This is a genomic window from Candidatus Pelagibacter ubique HIMB140, assembly GCF_025558165.1.
GTDB lineage: Bacteria > Pseudomonadota > Alphaproteobacteria > Pelagibacterales > Pelagibacteraceae > Pelagibacter > Pelagibacter ubique_T.
The window spans coordinates 970,562-990,043 of record NZ_LAMZ01000001.1; the positions used below are offsets into that span (position 1 = coordinate 970,562).

Below are 19,482 nucleotides of genomic sequence, written 5' to 3' on the forward strand. Positions count from 1 at the left end.
AAATTAATTTTAAAATTTATGTCCATAAAAAAAAATGATTGTGACAATAAATTCTACAATTGCAGATTTAATTTTTTTTTAATTTTAAATTTAATACTTGTTGCAAAATTTTTTAAATCGTTCTAACTGAGATCTTCCCTTAAGTTATGAATAAATCTTTTACAAATAAAAATATTAATAATTTTGCTTCAGAAGAGATCGATTGGCAACAAATTCAATCTGAAATGAAGAATAAATTAGGTTTGGAAATTTATGAAAGTTGGTTAAAAAAAATATCATTTCTTGAGGAGCATAATAATTATTTACTTTTATCTGTTCCAACTAGATTTATCAGAGACTGGATTACTTCGAGGTATTTAGACCAAATTCTGAAAATAATTAAATTGAATAAAAAAGATATAATTAGAATTGAATTTAAAATTATTGATCAAAAAGTTGATAAGGATTTAAAAGACACAATAAATGTTGAAAATACTCAAAATGAAAATATTTCATTTATAAAAGACTCGTATCTTCAGTATAATCGAATAGATCCAAATAAACGATTTGATAACTTTATAACTGGATCAAGCAATAAACTTGCATATGAAGCTTCTTTAAAGGTTACAGAAACTATCTCTCATTACAATCCACTCTATATTTATGGTGGTGTAGGAATGGGGAAAACTCACTTATTAAATTCTATTGGTTTTGAGATGAAGAAAAAAAATAAAGTGATGTTCATTTCAGCTGAACGTTTCATGTATCAGTTTGTAAAATCAATTAAATCAAATGATATGGTTAAGTTTAAAGAATATTTTAGAAATACTGATATTTTATTAATAGATGACATCCAGTTTATTAGCGGCAAAGAAGCAATGCAGGAAGAATTTTTTCATACATTCAATGCCTTGTTAGATAAAGGGTCACAAATTATAGTATCTGCTGATAGAGCACCTAATAAATTAATGCGTATTCAAGAGAGAATTAAATCTAGATTTTCAGGTGGATTGGTTGTTGACATTCAAAAACCTGATTTAGAATTACGAAAAAAAATAGTTCAAAAAAAAACAGAGGAATTAAACAATTTATATTCAGATCAGCTTCAAGTATCAAAAGATATACAAGATTTTATCAGTAATGAGATCTCGGGAAGTGTTAGAGAATTAGTTGGAGCAGTTAATCGAATAGTATCCTTTTCAAGAATTTATAACAAAGTTCCAAATTTACCTGAAACTAAAGTGGTATTAAAAGATCTTTTAAATATCTCAGAAAATAAAGTAACAATTGACTTAATACAGACTATTGTGTGTAAGTTTTTTAAGATAAGCAAAAATGAAATGCTTTCTTCAAGAAGGTCAAGATATCTTGTAAGACCTCGACAGACAGCAATTTACTTAACTAAAATTTTGACTTCAAAATCATTACCAGAAATAGGTAGAGAATTTTCGAATAGAGATCACACAACAATTATCCATTCTGTTAAAACAATTGAGAAAATTAAAGAAAAAGATCCGGAAATGGTAGATAATATCAATAAACTTAAAAATCAGATATTATATAATAACAAAGAAAATGAAATTTAACGTCAATCAACAAGACCTTCAGCAAGCACTAAATTATTGTCAGGGTGTAATTGAAAAGAGAAGCACGTTACCAATTTTATCTAATATTTTATTAGATGCGAGTAATTCTAAATTAACAATTACTGCTACAGATCTTGATTTAATTTTTATACACCAGCTAAATAATGTTGAAATTCTGGAAGAAGGTAAAACAACAACAACCTCGTCAATTATGTATGACATAATCAGAAAATTAACATCAGGAAAAAAAATTAACCTTACTCTTACCGATGTAAGTAAATTACAAGTAGAGTCAGAAAAATCAATTTTTAATTTAAATTGTATTAGTGCCACAGAGTTTCCTTTGACTGATGAAAATTTTAATGAAAACGAATTTACTATAAAATCAAAACAATTATTGAAGCTTCTAAATAAATGTAAGTTTTCTGTTTCAAATGATGAGACTCGACATTATTTAAGTGGTATTTATTTTCACCAAACCGAAGTTGAGGATAAAAATTATTTAACTGCTGTTGCGACTGACAGTCATAGAATGTCGATTTCAAAAATCAGGCTAGATGAAAAAATTGAATTTGACCCTATTATACTTCCCAAAAAAACGATTTTTCAACTTTGTTCACTGTTAGATAGTTATGATGGTGATGTAAAAGTATCAAATCTAAAGTCAAAAATTAAGTTTGAACTGAATAATAGTATTTTAATTTCAAAACTTATTGATGGAAAATTCCCAAATTACATTCAGGTAATCCCTAAAAATAATCAAAAAAAATTAGAAATTGATTTAAAACTTTTCTTAAACTCAGTTGATAGAGTGGCTTCTGTATCTCTGGATAAAAAAGATGGTGTAAAATTTAATTTATCAAATGATACTCTTAATCTTTCGGTAAATAATACTAATAGTGGAGACGGAAAAGAAACATTAAATGTTAAATTTGATTATGACTTAGAAATAAGTTTTAATTCCAGATATTTGATTGATGTAGCTTCACAATTAGATGGCGATAGAGTCGAAATCTTCTTTAATGATACGGGTTCACCAGCTTTAATAAAAGATCCAGGCGATTTTGATAGTATTTATGTTGTGATGCCAATGAAGGGTTAATTTATTAAATCTAATTCTTGGTAGATATTTTTTTCTAGAGTTTTTAAAAATTCATTTTTTTCTAGTCCAGCTGAAATAGGTTTTAATATTGATATAGTAATTGTTCTATTGCTATTTTTTCTACCTTTTTTTGGCCATACGTAACCAGAGTTTATGGCTACTGGTAAACAATTTATTTTTAATTCTTCATATATTCTTGAGGCTCCTTTTTTAAATGGAGTTCTATCGTCAGGTAATACCCTGGTACCTTGAGGAAAAATAATTAATGGACGATTTGATTGTGATATTGTTTTTGAAATATCACTAAAAAAACCCAAATTATCTTTAGTTGTTTTATTTCTATTTATTGAAATTGATCCTATTTTTTTTAAATACCAACCAAATATTGGAATTTGAAGAAGCTCTTTCTTTAAAATAAAAACTGGAGAATTAAAAATAGTTTGCAAATAAAAGGTTTCAAACATTGATTGATGAGATGCAGCAATAAAAAATTTATCCTCATTGATTATATTTTCTTCACCTTTGATAAGGATTTTTACTGAAAGGACAAACCTTAAGCAAACACTAGTCCAATAGCCCATTAATTTGCCACCAATTAAAACTATTTTTCTTGGTAGGAAAAAAGAAGGTAAAAAAATTATAGAAATAAAAATAATTCCAGTAAAAAAAATTATTGAAAATAAAATGTTTCTTATCATTGTCTCAAAAGCTAAATTAAATCTTTATGCTTTTGTCTTTTTCTAATTATTTTTATTTTGTTGTTTTTAATTAATATTTCTAATGGTTTTGTTCTTAAGTTATAATTTGAACTTAGTGACATTCCGTAAGCACCAACATCACATATTGCAACATAGTCTTTTTCTTGAAGTTCCTGAAAGTTTTTAATAGTTACAAACTTGTCTGTAGTTTCACATATAGGTCCTACAAATTCATAAGTTTTTTTGGAAACTTTTCCAGATTTAATAACAGGTAAAGTTTTGTGAATTGCACCATATAATGCTGGTCTCATTAAATCATTCATTGCTGCATCTAATATAATGAATTTTTTACTTTCACTGTCTTTTATATAAATTACTTTTGTAATCAATGTTCCAGAATTTCCTATTATAGATCTTCCTGGTTCAAATATAATTTTACATTTTTTATTTTTTAAAAATTTTTTAATAGCTAAATTATATTTTTTATAATTAAGTTTTTTATTTTTATCTGCATAAGAAATTCCCATACCACCACCTAAATCGATGTATTCAAATGTATGAGATGTTTTCTTTAAAATATTATCGACTACTTTAAGCATCTTTTCATAAGGCTTATGATCTAAAATTTGGCTTCCAATATGAACACTTAGGCAATTAAGATCTATATTTTGTGAACTTTTGCAATATTCAATTATTTCATAAAATGTTTTTTCATTTACACCAAACTTATTCTCTTTTTTACCAGTCGAAATTTGGCTTAATGTTTTTGCATCAGTATTAGGATTTAATCTTAAACCAATTTTTACAATTTTATTTTTTTGTCTAGCCACTCTATTTATTTCTACTACTTCACTTTTAGACTCTGCGTTTATTAGTAAAATTTTTTTATCTATTGCGTAACTTATTTCATTTGTAGTTTTGCCAACTCCTGAAAAGACAATTTTTTTTGGACTAATACCTGCTTTAAGAGCCATCATCATTTCACCAACAGATACTACATCAGCTCCAAAACCAAATTTTGATATCTCATTTATTAAATTTACATTAGTATTTGATTTAACTGCAAAACATATCAACGGGGATATTGATTTAAAATTTTTTTTGAAATTTAATATATTTTCTCTTAACCTTGAATATGAGTAACAATAAGTTGGAGTATCGTACTTTTGAGCAATATCTTGGAAATAATGTTTATCAATTGAAAGTTTTTTATTTATATATTTCATTTTGTTTTAAATAGAGGATTACATTTCTCCTCTTCTGAACCTGTATAAGTTGGACAATTTTTCTTACCACAAGATACCAGCATAAATGAAATTAAAATTAAAAGTGATATTTTTTTAATCATTTTGTTTTCTTATATTTTATTATCATTTTTCTTATATTATCAAAAGATGTTCCTCCAAAAGATTTTTTTGAATTAATAGAATTTTTTAATTCAAAAATATTTAAAACTTCATCTGTGAGTTTTGGTTCAATTTTTTTTAGTTCATGTAAAGTCAACTCGTTTAAATTTTTCTTTCTTTTTTCTGCCATGTTCACAATAGCAGCTGTTTTTTGATATGCCTTTCTAAATGACATGTTGTGTTTTTTAACTAAATAATCAGCTAAATCTGTTGCCGTAATATGACCTGTATTAGCAAGTTCAAGCATTTTCTTTTTATTCGCACTGCAATTTTTTAAAACTTCATCAAATATTTTTAAGCAATTTATGAGAGTGTCATTAGAATTAAAAACTAATTCCTTATCATCCTGTAAATCTTTAAAATAGGATAGCGGCAAGCCCTTTAGTATAGTTAGCATAGAAAAAAAATTTCCATAAGATGCACCAGTTTTTCCTCTTAGATATTCCAGAAGATCAGGGTTCTTTTTTTGAGGCATAATTGAAGAGCCTGTAACAACTTTATCTGATAAGTTGATTAAGTTAAATCCATCTGAATTCCATATAATTAATTCCTCTGCAATTCTAGAAATATGCATTGAACATACAGAAACAGCATAAAGAAAATCTAGCACAAAGTCTCTATCTGAAACTGTATCTATTGAATTATTGGTTGGTCTTTTAAACCCAAGTTTTTTAGATGTAAAATTTCTATCTATGTTAAATGAAGTGCCTGATAGAGCCGCTACACCCAACGGGCTTTCATCTAAATTATCTAAATTGTTTAAAAATCTTTTTTTATCTCTAGTAAACATTTCCACATAAGCCATTAAATAATGGCCAAATGATATAGCTTGAGCATTTTTAAGATGAGTGAATCCTGGCATAATAGTCTCAACATTTTTTTCAGCCAGTTTAATTGAACTTTTGATTACTTTATCTATATTATTATTAATATCTTTTGTTGCAGTCTTAATCCAAATTTTAAAATCAGTTATTACCTGATCATTTCTTGATCTAGCTGTATGAATGTATCCAGCTTCATCACCAATTATTTGAAATAATCTTTTCTCTATATTCATATGAATGTCTTCATATTTTTTATTAAATTCAAATTTTTTGTGAGTTATTTCTTTATCAATTTTATTTAGACCATAGATAATTTTATTTTTTATTTTAAAGGAAATTATCTTTTGTCTAAAAAGCATTTCAACGTGTGCAATGGATCCTTGAATATCTTCTTTGTAAAGTCTCTTATCTATATCAATAGAATTACCAACTTTTTGAAATAGGTTTGATGCCTCTTTTTGTATTCGAGTGTTCCATATTGCTTGGTTGTTTTTATTTTTTGCCATGATATTTAGTTATACCTAATTAATATGAGAATTTTAGCATTATTTATTTTTTTAATTACAACTGTAGAAGCCAGTGATTTACCGAACATTAAAAATATTGTTATTCATAAAGTTCCAAAAACGTATGAAAATGTATTTTTTTTAAATAAGAAAAATGAAAAAATTAAAATTAATGATTTCAAAGGAAAATTGTTAGTTTTAAATTTTTGGGCTACTTGGTGTCCTCCTTGTAAAGAAGAGATGCCTTCATTAGACAATATGCAAGCAAATTCATCACTTAATAATTTAAAAGTTTTCCCTATTAATATTGGGAAAGAAAAACTAAATAAAGTTGAAGAATTTTTTGTGAAATTAGACTTAGAAAATTTGGAACCTTTTTTTGATCCAGAAGTAACTTTAGCTAAAACATTTTCTCTAAGAGGAGTTCCAACATCAATATTTATAAATAAAGAAGGCGAGGAATTTGCAAGGGTTCTTGGTGACATAGACTTTAATGACAAAGATTTTTTAAAGTGGATTGAAAAATATAATTAGTTTTTAAAAAAATATGCGAAAGCTACCAAAACAAGTATAGCCACAAATTGCAGTAGAACTCTAAGTTGCATTAGTTTATTTGAATATTTTTTACTTGTTTCTCCACCTTTAAATAAGGTTCCAATACCCAAAACCAAAACTATTCCAACAGCTATTAAAAGAGCGATAGATAAAATTTTAACTAATATTCCTGAAAACATATTATTATTGTAGTGTGTTTTTAAAAATAAAAAACATAATAAATCATCTATGACATTTTGCCTTAATTCAATCATCATCAAGCCAGAAGAAGGAACAGAAATCAAGAATGCGATAATTTTACTTCATGGGTATGGTGGAGATGGAAAAGACATAAGTATGTTAACTTTAAATTGGAAAAGACATCTGCCAAACACTATTTTTATTTGTCCTAATGGACATGAAAAGTGTGTAATTAATCCATCAGGATACCAATGGTTTGATTTAACCAAAGAGGATCCATCTTATATTCTTGAAGAGTCAATTAAAGCTGAAAATGTTATTAAAAAATTTATTGAGGAAGTTAAAACTGAATACAACTTATTAAATCAACAAATTTGTTTATCAGGCTTTAGTCAGGGCTGCATGATGTCTTTGAATGTTGGTCTTACTTCAAATGAAAAATTTTTATGTGTCGTAGGATTTTCAGGGAAAATAATAGATCAAATTAATTTGAAAGATAGAATCAAAAATAGCACAGATACATTACTAATACATGGTGATGTTGACCAAATTGTTCCATCAACACATTTACTTGAAGCTAAAGATTTTTTAATTCGAAATAATATTCCTGTTGAAACGTTATTAATAAAAAATTGTGATCATCACATTCCTATCGAGGCATCAAGTACAGCATTAAATTATATTTTAAAAAAAATTTAACATCTGATCATATTGATTATGATGCTAAACTAAGTTAATGTTTTAATGTGAACAACTTTATTGAACAAGATGTATCATTAGAAAAATGTCCTGCATTAGTTCTTAATGCTGATTACAGACCTCTAAGCTATTACCCACTATCATTATGGTCATGGCAAGACACTGTGAAATCAGTTTTTCTTGATAGAGTTATAATTGTAAGTCATTACGATAGAACTATCAGAAGCCCTTCATTTAATATGAAACTACCAAGTGTTATAGCTTTAAAAGACTATATTGTTCCTCAAACGAAACCAAGTTTTACTAGATTTAACGTTTTTTTAAGAGATAAATTCTCTTGTCAATATTGTGGAAGTAATGAGGAACTTACTTTTGATCATTTGCTTCCAAGGTCTAAAGGTGGAGAAACAAATTGGGACAATGTTGTTACAGCTTGTTCAGCTTGTAATGTAAAAAAAGGTGGAAAATTATTAAAACACTCAGGAATGAAATTAAATCAATATCCATTTAGACCTTCAACAGAAGATTTGCATAAAAATGGTAAGAACTTTCCTCCTAACTTTTTACACAAAAGTTGGATGGATTATTTGTATTGGGATGTTGAATTAGAAACTTAAATTTTTTCAGAAATATTAATTGCAATTTTAGAACCAGTTTTAATTATTTTATCTAAAATACTATAAGGTCCCTTTTTAGTTGCTCCCTTTTCATAAGCGATATCTTTATGGTTAAGCTCATCTTCTCTAAATTTTGTAATTTTGTTTTTGAGAAATTTTTCATCTTCATCTAATTGATTAATTTGATTTAAGTAGTGTTCATCAATTACTTCTTCTACAGATGCTGTGCATAGCATGGCTGCTTTTTTCCCTAATAAAGTAGAACCAAATCCTAAACCAACACCTAGTAAATCCCACAGTGGTAAAAGTTTTGTAGGAGCAATGTTTCTTTTTTTAATTTCATTTTCAAAAAATTCACTATGTTCTTTTTCATGAATTTTCATATCTTCTATGATTTTTTTCAAATTTTCATCTTTGACAAATGTATTTAAAGCTAATAATTGACCTTCATATATTTTAACTGCTCCACGCTCACCAGCATGATCTACCCTTATAAATTCTTCAATTTTTTTTTTACTTACTTTTGGCATAGTTTAAATAAATTTTTAATGCATTGATTGTAATTAGAATAGAAATTACAATATTATACGTTGTAAGTGATAATCCAAAAATTTTAAATGTTACATCTTTGCAGCTCACTTTTTGTTCTTGCAATTGTTTTAAAATTTCTTCTTTGGAAGTTGCCTCAGAGCCATTTTTTAGGTCACAAACTAAAGACTCTTCAATAAATCCTTGTTCAATACCAAAATGATAAACTGATAAGATAGTAGCTGTTAAAAAAACTATTACCAATAAAACCAAAAATATTTTTTCAAACTGATAAAATTTATAATTCAAGAGTATAATTACTATTGCAATTACATATGGAATTCTCTCTAAGATACAAAGATTGCATGGTTGATGACCCAAAATATATTCAATAAAGAACGCTGACATTAAAGCAAGGAAACTGACTAATAAAATTAGGTTAAGAAACAATGATTTGTTATTAAGCATTAAATTTAAAAATTAAAAATATAATTCCTAATACTATAACTATTAAAATTCCAATTATAGTGAACCATTTTGAACCATGCTTCTCCATGAATTCAGTAAATAAGTCACCAAATTTATAAGATAAATAAGCAACAATAAAAAATCTAAGACTTCTCGAGATTAAACTTACAACAATAAATACAGGTAAACTAAAACCAACAACACCGCTAGCGATAGTGAATGCTTTATAGGGAAGAGGAGTAAATCCTGCTAGAAAAAGAATACTTAGCCAGGCAAAAAAACCTGATCCTTGAGACAAACTTGTCTTCAAATTTTCTACTTTATTTTCATAACCATAAAATTCAATTACATGAATAGCTAAATCATAAAACAAATAACCTAGTAAATATCCAAAAACTCCGCCTAAAACTGAAAATATAGATGCGATTAAAAATATTTTAAAATATTCTTTTTTTTTAGCAATCACCATAGGAATAATCATTACATCTGGAGGTATAGGAAAAAATGAACTTTCAGTGAAAGAAACAATTCCTAAGTATAATTTTGAACTTTTGTGAGCAGCTAAATTTAAACAATATTTATAAAGACTTTGAAACATTTTTTAGTTTTAATATAATTTTAGTTCTTATACTATTTAATTATAATTTAATATAACGGGCGAATGGCGGAACTGGTAGACGCGCACGACTCAAAATCGTGTTTCGCAAGAAGTGAGAGTTCGATTCTCTCTTCGCCCACCAAAGTTTATGAATATAAAAAATTATAATAATCTTTTAGAATTATTTTATAATCAGTATACAAAAGAAAAAGCAGATCAAATTTTTCTAAAATCCTTAAAAAATCCAAAAGATAAATTTTCTTGGAGAGATACTTATTTGAATATTATAAAATTAAGCAATGAGCTTAAATCTTTAATTCAAAAAAAAGATAGATGTTTATTAATTTCAGAAAATAGACCTGAATGGATGATATCTGATTTAGCGATAATGTTAGCAGGTGGAATTACCGTGCCAGCCTATACCACTTATACCGAAAGAGATTATGAATATTTAATTGATGATTGTAATCCATCAGTAATAATTGTCTCAGATCAAGTTCAATATAATAAAATTAAAAATATAATTTCTATAAAGCCATTTATAAAAAAAGTTATCACCTTTGATCAAATTGACAGTCAATCTGATACTATATGCGTTAAAGACATTTTTTTGAGGAACGACTGTGAAGAGATAGATTTTTTAAAATTAGAAATTTCAAGAAAAGATGTAGCATGTATTATTTATACATCAGGAACCCAAGGTAACCCCAAGGGAGTAATGCTTAGTCATGGGGGGATTTTAAATAATTGTGAAGGTTCAATTTCACTTTTAAAAGAGATAATATCTTACAAACCTAAATTCCTAACTTGGTTACCATTATCTCATTCTTATGAACACACCGTTCAGTTTGTCCAAATAGCAATAGGAGCCGAAGTTTACTATGCAGAAAGTATAGATAAGTTAATTAAAAATATGGGAGAATGTAGTCCAGATATTATGACAGCTGTTCCAAGATTTTATCAGAATCTGTATCAAAAAATTAATTCGACTTTTAATAAAGCTACTGGTTTTAAAAAATCTTTAATAAATAAAATGCTTTATCTTGGGGAAAAAGTACTAACAAATCAAAAACTTACTTTTTTTGAAAAAGTGCAAAATACAATTTGCGAAAAAATAGTTAGAAAAAAAATAAAAGCTCAATTTGGAGGTTCTCTAAAAGCATTCATTTCTGGAGGAGGTGCGTTAGATAAAGAAGTGGGTGTTTTTTTAAATTCGATAGGTTTACCGACTTTGCAAGGATATGGGTTAACTGAAACTTCTCCAGTAGTAAGTTGCAACCCAATAAAAGATATAAGGATAGATACAGTAGGTCCTGCTTTTAGTGGTAATGAAGTGAAAATTGCTGATGATGGTGAAATTTTGGTTAAAGGTGAAAATGTTATGTTAGGCTATTGGAATAAAAAGGAAGAGACAGAAAAAGTTTTAAAGGATGGCTGGTTATATACTGGAGATATAGGACATTTTGAAAATGGATATTTAAAAATCACTGATAGAAAAAAAGATATTTTAATTACACCAGGTGGTGACAATATTTCTCCTGTGAAAATTGAAAATGATTTACTTAAGATTGAATTTGTAGAGCAAGCATTAGTTTATGGAGATAATAAACCATATTTAATAGCTATTTTAGTTTTAAATAATAATGAAAGTAATGTATCGGATGAAAATATTTCAAAAGAAATAGAAATAATAAATAAAAACTTATCTAAGATAGAAAAAATTAAAAAGTTTTTTGTAATTAAAGAACAATTTACAATTGAAAATGGATTAATGACAACAACTTTAAAGTTAAAAAGGTATAAAATTATTGAAAAGTATAAAAGTGAAATAGAAAAACTTTATTAAGTTTCTTTAAATTAAGAGTTTATTTACCGCATAAACATTAACTAAATTAATAAAAAAATTTTTTATAAAAAATAAAAAATAAAAAATAATTTTTTTAAAATTCGCTTTTAATTAATGATTTGACATAAGTTGTATAAAAAAATAAAAATAAGTTAACAACGAATCAATTTGATTCGTTAAACTAAAAAGGGAGCTAAAGATGCCTAAGAAAAGAAAAAAAGCGGCAAAGAAAACTAAGAAAAAAGCTAAGAAAAAAGCTAAGAAAAAAGCTAAAAAGGCTAAGAAAAGAAGAAAATAATAACTTAGTATTCTTTACAAAAAACGCTTCTCATAACTTTTTGTGTGAGAGGCGTTTTTTTTTACTCGTCTAAAGGTTCGTCAGTTTCAGAAATAGGTTCTTCGACAGGTAAATCGGCAGTTGGAGTTTTAGGAGTAGCGCTAATAGCTTGTGTTTGTCCACCAACATTTCTCTTTAATGCTTTATCTAATTTTTTTTGAGTATCTTCTGGCGATAAATTTAAAATTATCTGAAATTCTGATTGCATTCTTTCATAAGCTTTTTCAAAAAGTTGTCTTTCACTATAAGATTGATCAACCATAAGATCATCACCTTTGTTTAGATCTCTTACAACTTCAGCTAATTCATAAATTTTACCTGATGAAATTTTTCCCTCATATTCTTGTGCTCTTCTACTCCACATTGATCTTTTGATTTTTGGCTTACTTTTTAATATAGAAATACATTTGTTTACTTGATTAATTGTTGCTAAAGGCCTTAGGTGAGACTGTTTGTTAACGGGTACCATACCATTAGCTTTATCTTTTTCAAATTTGATAACGTATGTTTCAACATCAATACCACCGATATTTATTTTTTTAAATTCTGTAATCTGACCAACACCATGTTTTGGATAAACAACATAGTCTTTAATTTTAAATTCTCTTTTTTCGGTTTCTTGTTTTTTAACTTTTTTTATCTCAGGTTTAACTTCATTAGTTTTTGATATTCTTAAATTATCTACTTTCGGTTCATCTGACGTTTCAGAAGTTTTTGAAACTTTTTTTATTTTAGGGGATTTATTTGGAATTTTTTTTAATACTTTTTTAGCTTTTTTTACTACAACTTTTTTGACTTTTTTTGTTTTGGTTTTTACAACTTTTTTAACTTTAGTTACTTTTTTCTTTTTAACTTTTTTTGTCATTTCTTTATCTGATTTGCCTTTAAAGATTTTCTTTAAAATACTTTTCGTACTTATTTTGCTCATTTTTAAATTTTTCATGATCCGCAGGGGGATCTTTTTTCTCACTTATGTTTGGCCAGATTTCTGAATATTTTTTATTGATCTCTAACCATTTTTCGCTTCCAGGTTCTGTATCTGCTTTTATAGCATCAACGGGGCACTCTGGCTCACAAACGCCACAATCTATACACTCATCCGGTTTAATTACAAGCATATTTTTACCTTCATAAAAACAATCAACCGGACAAACGTCTACACAATCAGTAAGCTTACACTTAATACAATTATCGTTTACAATATAAGTCACTCTTTACTTTCCTCTTTTAATCTATGCTTAATATCCCCCATAGTTTTACTGTCAATATATAAAAGTCCCGCTAATCTTCTCATAAGATTTGTTTCATACATATCTGCATCCTCATTGGAATAAATAATTGACCAAAGAGCTTCCACTATTTTAATTTTATCTTTTTCAGGTAAATTTTTAATTTCTCTTGTGAAGTCTAAAATTTGATTTGAATTTTCCTCAATAATTTTTGCATCTTGTATAGTTTTTGTGATTTTTTCACTTTCAAGGCCCAACCCTAGAAGTGTTTTTTTAATTATTTGCTCTTCTTTATCAGTATAATTTTCATCTATTTTTGCAGCATGGATTAATAAAGCACAAACTTTTACTATAAAATTATTCTCTTCTTTTTTATCTGTCTTTTTAAAAAACATAAAATTAACCTAACTTGAGATTTTTAAGAACTTTAAATGGATTTTCATTTGAAACTTTTTTGTTCTGTATCTTTTTAAATTTTTTAACAGGATTATATTTAAAAAACATATCTTGTTCTTTCTCATAAGTTTTATAACTCATTTTTTGTAATAATTTTTTAAAGTTCTCTTTGCTGCACCCTAAAAGATTTAACATTTCAGGTATCATTTTTATTTCATTATTTTCTTTTGAAGTAGCATTAATAATTTGTACAAAGAGTCTTTCAAGAATATCTATTCTTACAAAAAGATTATCAAATTTTTCAAATCCACAGAGAAGCATAAAGTTTTTATTTTTAGAATCTTTATCTTCTAAAAAATTTAATCCAAAAGTTGGTGGTTTTAAATTATAGAATTTTTGATGAAAATTTTTCCACAATAAGGTTCTTAAAGATACAGCATCTGGTTTGATAAGCTGATAAAGGAATACATGGTATCTTCCAAATTTTACACCCAATTCTCTAAGTACTTTTCTATCTATTTGTTCAAGATTTTTTAAATAATCAGAAACCTGTTCTCTTTTTAAAACACCATTATTTTCATAAAGCTGATAAGCTAAAGCCTTAATTGAAGACTTATCTTCTTTAATGTTTTTTAAATCTATTAAACTTTTCAAGACATCGCTTATTTTAGAGTTTAGCCATTTTTGAATAAAATCATTTAGTTTTTGTTTTGGATTTTGTTCAATAATGTCATCAACAACTAAAGTAAAATTAGGACTTAAATAATCATTTCCTGGTAACAGTCTAGCAATTGGAAATTCATTCCAATATATTTTAAAATCCTCTTTTAAATCTATTAATCCCGTATCTATAATTGATTGAATTCTTTTATCAAACTCAGGTCCAATTGATTGTCTAGCAGCTTTTTTTAATGACTTGATATCAGTTTCAAGAGAGCCTTTTTTTAAATCTAATTCTAATTTCAAACCTTTGATTTTACCAATAAACTGATCATCTATTTTAACGTCATTGTTCTGTAATATTTCAGTTTTGAATTCCATGTCTTGTTTTAAACCTCTTGCAAGTATACTTGCTCTTTTGTCGATAAAAGTCTTGGTAAGTTCTTCATGAAGTCTGTCAGAAAGTCTATCTTCTAAATGTTTTGTTTTTTCTATCCAATAATTTTGATTTTCTACCCAATTATTTTTATTTGAAACATAAGACCAAGTTCTTACATTTGCAATTCTATTTGATAAAGAATCTACATTTCCCTCTAATTTATCAAGTTTCATGAGCTGTAATCTCATGTAATCTTCTGAAATTAGACCTTTTTCACTGTTTAAAAATTTAAAAACATTTCTGATCACTTCATAATGATTGCCGTAAGTTTTTTTAACAAAATCAGGTATCTGACAACATTCCCATAATAATTTGAGAGTTCTTTCGTTAAATTCTAGATTATTTTTTTCATCTTTTATAAAATATTTTAGCGCTCTTTCATCCTCACATTCGTGAACTTTTCTTAACCATTCCATCTGGGGTCTTTCTTCAAGACTTTTAATTAGTGAATTTGGGTTATTGAAATTAAGATCAGAATTTCTCCAGAATAAAGTTCTTATTTCTTCAAATTTATGTCCTTCAATTAATTCTACTTCTTCAGGTGAAATTTCTTTACAATCACCAGTTATTCCAAAACCACCATCATTTAAATATCTTCCGGCTCTTCCCGCTATTTGACCTATTTCAGATAAATTTAATTTTCTTAATTTTTTTCCATCAAATTTTTTAAGATTTGAAAAATATACATAATCTAGATCCATATTTATTCCCATTCCAATAGCGTCAGTGGCTACTAAAAAATCGACATCTCCAGATTGGTAAAGTTCTACTTGAGCATTTCTCGTTTTAGGACTTAATGAACCCATAACTATAGCTGCCCCACCCTTTTGTCTTCTTATTAATTCTGCTATTGCATAAACTTCCTCCGCTGAAAAAGCTATAATTGCAGTTTTTCTATTTATCCTTGATATCTTTTTATGTCCGGCATAAGTGAGTTTTGACAATCTATCTCTATTAATAAATTCTAAATCCTCGTTTAATTTAGATATGATGTTTTTAATAGTACTAGAACCCATTAGCATCGTAAGTTTTTCACCTCTTAAATTTAATAATCTATCTGTGAATATGTGACCTCTTTCATGATCTGCACACATTTGGATTTCATCTATGCCTACAAATTCTAAATGTTTTTCAATAGGCATTGATTCGACTGTGCATAAATAATATTTTGCGTTTGTAGGAATTATTTTTTCTTCACCAGTAATTAAAGCAACTTTGTCTATAGTAATTTTTTTTATTACTTTATCGTAAACCTCTCTTGCTAATAATCTTAATGGGAACCCAATCATTCCGCTGTCAAAAGATAGCATTGTGTCAATTGCAAGATGAGTTTTACCTGTGTTTGTTGGACCAAGAACAGCTGTAATTTTATTTTTAGGCATTTCTATCTTTGGTGTATAATTTTTTTTACCTACCAGATATTGTTAGTGCTAAAGAACAAAAATAGACTAAAACATGACCGAATCGGAGGGTAAAAAGTTCTCATTTTTATATTAATATTAATGAGAATATCATAATTGAGATTAATTCTATAATAGTAATTTAATAAAATAAAAATGACCAATAAACTTTGGGAAGCATCTTTAAAAGAGAAAAAAAATTCAAATCTTTATGCTTTTGAGAAATTTATTTCAAATAAAATCAAAAAAAAATTTAATTTAAATTACAAAACTTTTTTAAATTGGTCTGTTAAAAATTCTCCTGAGTTTTGGAATTATTTTTGGGAATTTTCAGAAATTAAAGGATTGAAAAGTAAAAAAAAAATTAAAAAATCTAAAATATTTTATAAAAATTTATTTTTACCTGGAAGTAAGTTAAATTTTGGTGAGAATTTATTGTCAAAAAATAATGATGATAAGGCAATCACTTTTATAAGCGAAAATGGCTTTAGAGAAGAAAAATCTTGGAGAGAATTAAATTTAAGTACAGGCAAAATTGTAAAGTTTTTAAAGGAAATTAAAATTAAAAAAGGAGACAGAGTTGCAGCTTATATGCCTAATACTATCGAGACAGTTGAGGCGTTTATAGCAGCGAGTACTTTAGGAAGCATTTGGTCATCATGCAGCCCTGATTTTGGTATTAAAGGTGTTGTTGAAAGATTTTCTCAAATTAATCCAAAAGTTTTGTTCATTACAGACCAGTATTTTTACAACGGGAAAAAAATTAATGTATTAGAGAGATTATCTGAAATTTTAAAATCTATTCCATCAATTAAAAATGTTGTGATTGTTAATTATCCTGGAAAAAAATATGTCACTAATAAAAGTAAATATAAGAAAATAAATACAATTAAATGGCGTGAGATTATTCATAATCAATCTGAAAAAATAAATTTTAAAAAGTATGATTTTGAAAGTGAGTTGACTATTTTATATTCAAGTGGAACAACTGGAAAACCAAAATGTATTTGCCACAGAACTGGTGGAGTTCTTCTTCAGCATAAGAAAGAACACCAATTACATTGCGATATAAAAGAAAATGATAATGTGTTTTATTTTACCACTTGTGGTTGGATGATGTGGAATTGGTTAGTAAGCTCGTTAGCTTCAAAGGCATCAATAGTACTTTTTGATGGTTCTCCAATGTATAAATCAAGTGATTTACTTTTAAAAATAGCACATAGAGAAAAAATTACTCTATTTGGAATTAGTGCTAAATATATTGATGCTCTAAGAAAATTAGAACCTAATCTTAAATTTAAATATAAACTTCAAAAACTAAAAACAATATGTTCAACAGGTTCTCCTTTATCAAGTGAAGGTTTTAAATATGTTTACAAAAATATTAAAAAGAAAGTTCATCTCTCATCTATTTCAGGTGGTACAGATATTGTATCGTGTTTTGTTTTAGGAAATATATATCAACCAGTAAATATTGGTGAAATACAAAATTCTGGTTTAGGTTTAGATGTTGATGTCTTTAATGATAGCGGCAAATCTTTAAAAAATTCTAAAGGTGAATTAGTTTGTAAAAATCCATTTCCATCAATGCCTCTTAAATTTTGGAATGATAAAAATGACGTAAAATTTAAAAAAGCTTACTTCAATAGATATAGAAATACTTGGCATCATGGGGATTATGCTGAAAGAAGAAATACCGATGGTTTTATTATACATGGAAGATCTGACACTACCCTTAATCCAGGAGGTGTAAGACTTGGTACTGCTGAAATATATTCTGAGGTTGAAAAGTTTAAAGAAATTAAAGAAGCACTAGTAGTTGGTCAATCTTGGGATAATGATATAAGAATAATTCTTTTCGTTGTAATGAGTAATGAATACATACTTAATGATTCTTTACTTAATAGAATAAAAACTCAAATAAGAATAAATGCATCACCAAGACATGTCCCTAGCAAAGTAATTGTTGTAAAAGATATTCCAAGAACCAAAAGTGGTAAAATTGTTGAGCTTGCAGTTAAAAGCACTATAGAAGGAAGTGTTGTTAAAAATAAAGAAGCTTTGGCAAACCCTGAAGTATTAAAACAATACAAAAATTTGAAACAGTTAAGTTATTAAATGTTAAAAAATATAGTTAAAGATTTAAAACCATCTTCTACGCTAGCAATTAATGAAGCTTCAAAAAAACTTGAAGATGAAGGAAAAAAAATATTTAAATTTGGTTTTGGACAATCACCCTTTAAAGTTCCACAAGACGTAGTAGAGGAGCTTAAAAATAATGCGTATCAAAACAAATATTTGCCCATGCAAGGTCTTTCAGAACTAAGACAATCTGTTGCAAAATACACATCAAAGAAAAAAAATTATGAATATAATTCTGAAAATGTCATCATAGGACCAGGCTCTAAAGAGTTGATGTTTTTACTTCATGTAATATTCGATGGTGAAATTATATTGCCTGCACCTAGTTGGGTTTCTTACGCGCCACAAGCAATATTAGGAAGAAACAAAATTCAAATTTTACAAACAAAAAGAGAAAATAATTGGTTCCCTACAGCTCAAGAAATAGAGGAAGTAATATTAAAAGATAAAAATAAAAATTATTTATTATTTTTAAATTCCCCCAATAATCCTTCAGGACAAGTTTGTGAAAATTTGGAAGAGATTTCTAATGTTGCAAATAAAAATAATCTTATAATTTTATCTGATGAGATATATTCAGAACTGACTTTTACAAAAAATTATAAGTCTATTTCAAATTTTTGTCCTGAAAAAACAATTATCAGCACCGGTCTAAGCAAATGGTGTGGAGCTGGTGGTTGGAGATTGGGATATTTTATTGTTCCAGAGAGCTTAAATGACATAAAAAACATGATTAATGTTTTAGCCAGCGAAACCTTTTCAGCAGTAAGTGCGCCTATCCAATATGCTGCAATAAAAGCATATGAAAACAATCATAGTAAATACATTAATAAATCTAGAAATATTTTAAAGGCTGTCGGCAATTATGTTTATCAAAATTTAAAATCAAACAAAATTTTAATTAATGAACCTCAAGGAGGTTTCTATTTAATGCCTGAATTTTTAAATTCTAAATTTAAAACTTCATCAGAAATGTGTGAAAATATTTTAAAAGAAACAGGTGTTGCATTATTACCTGGATCAGATTTTGGATTTAATGAAAGTAAAATGCTTGCAAGATTAAGCTTTACTGATTTTGATGGAGAAAAATTCATGAATAGTATTAAGGAAGATCAATCTATTGATTTTAATATAATCGAAAAGTTGGCACCAAAGGTTGTAGAAGGTGTTGATAATTTAAAAAAATGGTCAGAAAATCTTTAAAATCAGCCTATACATCTATTATAATTTTTTGGTATGATTAATTTATAAAAAATAACGACATACAATTACAGAGAGGGAAAAATA

General features: G+C 27.0%; 20 protein-coding genes and 1 tRNA gene. 9 read left to right on the forward strand and 12 right to left on the reverse strand.

What is annotated here, in order from left to right; translation table 11 throughout:
* The first annotated feature begins 146 nt into the window (after nucleotides 1–146).
* A complete protein-coding gene (gene dnaA, locus VP90_RS05275) occupies nucleotides 147–1,565 on the forward strand; it encodes a chromosomal replication initiator protein DnaA (RefSeq protein ID WP_262590085.1) in 1,419 nt (472 codons plus the stop codon).
* Nucleotides 1,555–2,667, forward strand: coding sequence for a DNA polymerase III subunit beta (gene dnaN / locus VP90_RS05280; protein WP_262590086.1), 1,113 nt, complete (start codon nucleotides 1,555–1,557; stop codon nucleotides 2,665–2,667). Before dnaA ends, dnaN begins: the two co-directional genes overlap by 11 nt.
* Here the strand turns inward: dnaN and VP90_RS05285 are convergent.
* From VP90_RS05285 to argH, 4 genes are read right to left on the reverse strand one after another with little or no spacing between them, the layout of a single operon-like run.
* A complete protein-coding gene (locus VP90_RS05285) occupies nucleotides 2,664–3,365 on the reverse strand; it encodes a lysophospholipid acyltransferase family protein (RefSeq protein WP_262590087.1) in 702 nt (233 codons plus the stop codon). The two genes, dnaN and VP90_RS05285, sit on opposite strands and share 4 nt — an antisense overlap.
* A gap of 11 nt (nucleotides 3,366–3,376) precedes the next feature.
* Complete coding sequence (gene lysA / locus VP90_RS05290; RefSeq protein WP_262590088.1) at nucleotides 3,377–4,591, reverse strand: diaminopimelate decarboxylase; 1,215 nt, start codon at nucleotides 4,589–4,591, stop codon at nucleotides 3,377–3,379.
* Nucleotides 4,588–4,713 (reverse strand): hypothetical protein, encoded by a 126-nt coding sequence (locus VP90_RS05295; RefSeq protein ID WP_262590089.1) that lies wholly within the window; start codon nucleotides 4,711–4,713, stop codon nucleotides 4,588–4,590. The genes lysA and VP90_RS05295 overlap by 4 nt, the downstream gene beginning before the upstream one ends.
* On the reverse strand, nucleotides 4,710–6,101 hold the full coding sequence (argH, locus tag VP90_RS05300; protein WP_262590090.1) for an argininosuccinate lyase: 1,392 nt from the start codon (nucleotides 6,099–6,101) through the stop codon (nucleotides 4,710–4,712). The genes VP90_RS05295 and argH overlap by 4 nt, the downstream gene beginning before the upstream one ends.
* 24 nt (nucleotides 6,102–6,125) lie before the next feature.
* Between argH and VP90_RS05305 the strand changes: the two genes are divergently transcribed.
* Nucleotides 6,126–6,635, forward strand: coding sequence for a TlpA family protein disulfide reductase (locus tag VP90_RS05305; protein ID WP_262590091.1), 510 nt, complete (start codon nucleotides 6,126–6,128; stop codon nucleotides 6,633–6,635).
* On the opposite strand, the gene VP90_RS05310 is transcribed toward VP90_RS05305, so the two are convergent.
* The gene (locus VP90_RS05310; RefSeq protein WP_262590092.1) at nucleotides 6,632–6,835 is read right to left on the reverse strand and encodes a twin transmembrane helix small protein; all 204 of its coding nucleotides are present in this window, start codon (nucleotides 6,833–6,835) and stop codon (nucleotides 6,632–6,634) included. The two genes, VP90_RS05305 and VP90_RS05310, sit on opposite strands and share 4 nt — an antisense overlap.
* A gap of 49 nt (nucleotides 6,836–6,884) precedes the next feature.
* Here VP90_RS05310 and VP90_RS05315 point away from each other — a divergent pair, with 49 nt between their 5' ends.
* Together VP90_RS05315 and VP90_RS05320 are read left to right on the forward strand one after the other, a co-directional pair.
* Nucleotides 6,885–7,535: an alpha/beta hydrolase gene (locus tag VP90_RS05315; RefSeq protein ID WP_262590093.1), complete on the forward strand. Its 651-nt coding sequence runs from the start codon at nucleotides 6,885–6,887 to the stop codon at nucleotides 7,533–7,535.
* Nucleotides 7,536–7,582: 47 nt separating this feature from the next.
* Entirely contained in the window at nucleotides 7,583–8,152 is a 570-nt protein-coding gene (locus tag VP90_RS05320; protein WP_262590094.1) for an HNH endonuclease, read from the forward strand.
* Here the strand turns inward: VP90_RS05320 and VP90_RS05325 are convergent.
* The 3 genes from VP90_RS05325 to VP90_RS05335 are packed head-to-tail and all read right to left on the reverse strand — an operon-like array spanning nucleotide 8,149 to nucleotide 9,746.
* Nucleotides 8,149–8,682 carry a demethoxyubiquinone hydroxylase family protein gene (locus VP90_RS05325; protein ID WP_262590095.1) on the reverse strand — a complete coding sequence of 178 codons (534 nt, stop codon included), beginning with the start codon at nucleotides 8,680–8,682 and terminating at the stop codon, nucleotides 8,149–8,151. The genes VP90_RS05320 and VP90_RS05325 overlap by 4 nt on opposite strands.
* On the reverse strand, nucleotides 8,666–9,148 hold the full coding sequence (locus tag VP90_RS05330; RefSeq protein WP_262590096.1) for a disulfide bond formation protein B: 483 nt from the start codon (nucleotides 9,146–9,148) through the stop codon (nucleotides 8,666–8,668). The genes VP90_RS05325 and VP90_RS05330 overlap by 17 nt, the downstream gene beginning before the upstream one ends.
* The gene (locus VP90_RS05335; RefSeq protein ID WP_262590097.1) at nucleotides 9,141–9,746 is read right to left on the reverse strand and encodes a YqaA family protein; all 606 of its coding nucleotides are present in this window, start codon (nucleotides 9,744–9,746) and stop codon (nucleotides 9,141–9,143) included. The genes VP90_RS05330 and VP90_RS05335 overlap by 8 nt, the downstream gene beginning before the upstream one ends.
* 57 nt (nucleotides 9,747–9,803) lie before the next feature.
* Here VP90_RS05335 and VP90_RS05340 point away from each other — a divergent pair.
* A tRNA-Leu gene (locus VP90_RS05340) sits at nucleotides 9,804–9,888 on the forward strand.
* A gap of 6 nt (nucleotides 9,889–9,894) precedes the next feature.
* Nucleotides 9,895–11,592: an AMP-dependent synthetase/ligase gene (locus tag VP90_RS05345; RefSeq protein ID WP_262590098.1), complete on the forward strand. Its 1,698-nt coding sequence runs from the start codon at nucleotides 9,895–9,897 to the stop codon at nucleotides 11,590–11,592.
* Between the two features lie 359 nt (nucleotides 11,593–11,951).
* Here VP90_RS05345 and VP90_RS05350 read toward each other — a convergent pair whose 3' ends face one another.
* From VP90_RS05350 to VP90_RS05365, 4 genes are read right to left on the reverse strand one after another with little or no spacing between them, the layout of a single operon-like run.
* Complete coding sequence (locus VP90_RS05350) at nucleotides 11,952–12,872, reverse strand: CarD family transcriptional regulator (RefSeq protein ID WP_262590099.1); 921 nt, start codon at nucleotides 12,870–12,872, stop codon at nucleotides 11,952–11,954.
* Nucleotides 12,814–13,140, reverse strand: coding sequence for a ferredoxin FdxA (fdxA, locus tag VP90_RS05355; protein WP_075484280.1), 327 nt, complete (start codon nucleotides 13,138–13,140; stop codon nucleotides 12,814–12,816). Before fdxA ends, VP90_RS05350 begins: the two co-directional genes overlap by 59 nt.
* Nucleotides 13,137–13,553 carry a TerB family tellurite resistance protein gene (locus tag VP90_RS05360; protein ID WP_262590100.1) on the reverse strand — a complete coding sequence of 139 codons (417 nt, stop codon included), beginning with the start codon at nucleotides 13,551–13,553 and terminating at the stop codon, nucleotides 13,137–13,139. Before VP90_RS05360 ends, fdxA begins: the two co-directional genes overlap by 4 nt.
* A gap of 4 nt (nucleotides 13,554–13,557) precedes the next feature.
* The gene (locus VP90_RS05365) at nucleotides 13,558–16,035 is read right to left on the reverse strand and encodes a helicase-related protein (protein WP_262590101.1); all 2,478 of its coding nucleotides are present in this window, start codon (nucleotides 16,033–16,035) and stop codon (nucleotides 13,558–13,560) included.
* 174 nt (nucleotides 16,036–16,209) lie between these two features.
* On the opposite strand from VP90_RS05365, the gene VP90_RS05370 reads away from it, so the two are divergent.
* Together VP90_RS05370 and VP90_RS05375 are read left to right on the forward strand one after the other, a co-directional pair.
* Nucleotides 16,210–18,171 carry an acetoacetate--CoA ligase gene (locus VP90_RS05370; protein WP_262590102.1) on the forward strand — a complete coding sequence of 654 codons (1,962 nt, stop codon included), beginning with the start codon at nucleotides 16,210–16,212 and terminating at the stop codon, nucleotides 18,169–18,171.
* Complete coding sequence (locus VP90_RS05375; RefSeq protein WP_262590103.1) at nucleotides 18,172–19,398, forward strand: pyridoxal phosphate-dependent aminotransferase; 1,227 nt, start codon at nucleotides 18,172–18,174, stop codon at nucleotides 19,396–19,398. It abuts the gene before it with no gap.
* Nucleotides 19,399–19,482 lie beyond the last annotated feature (84 nt).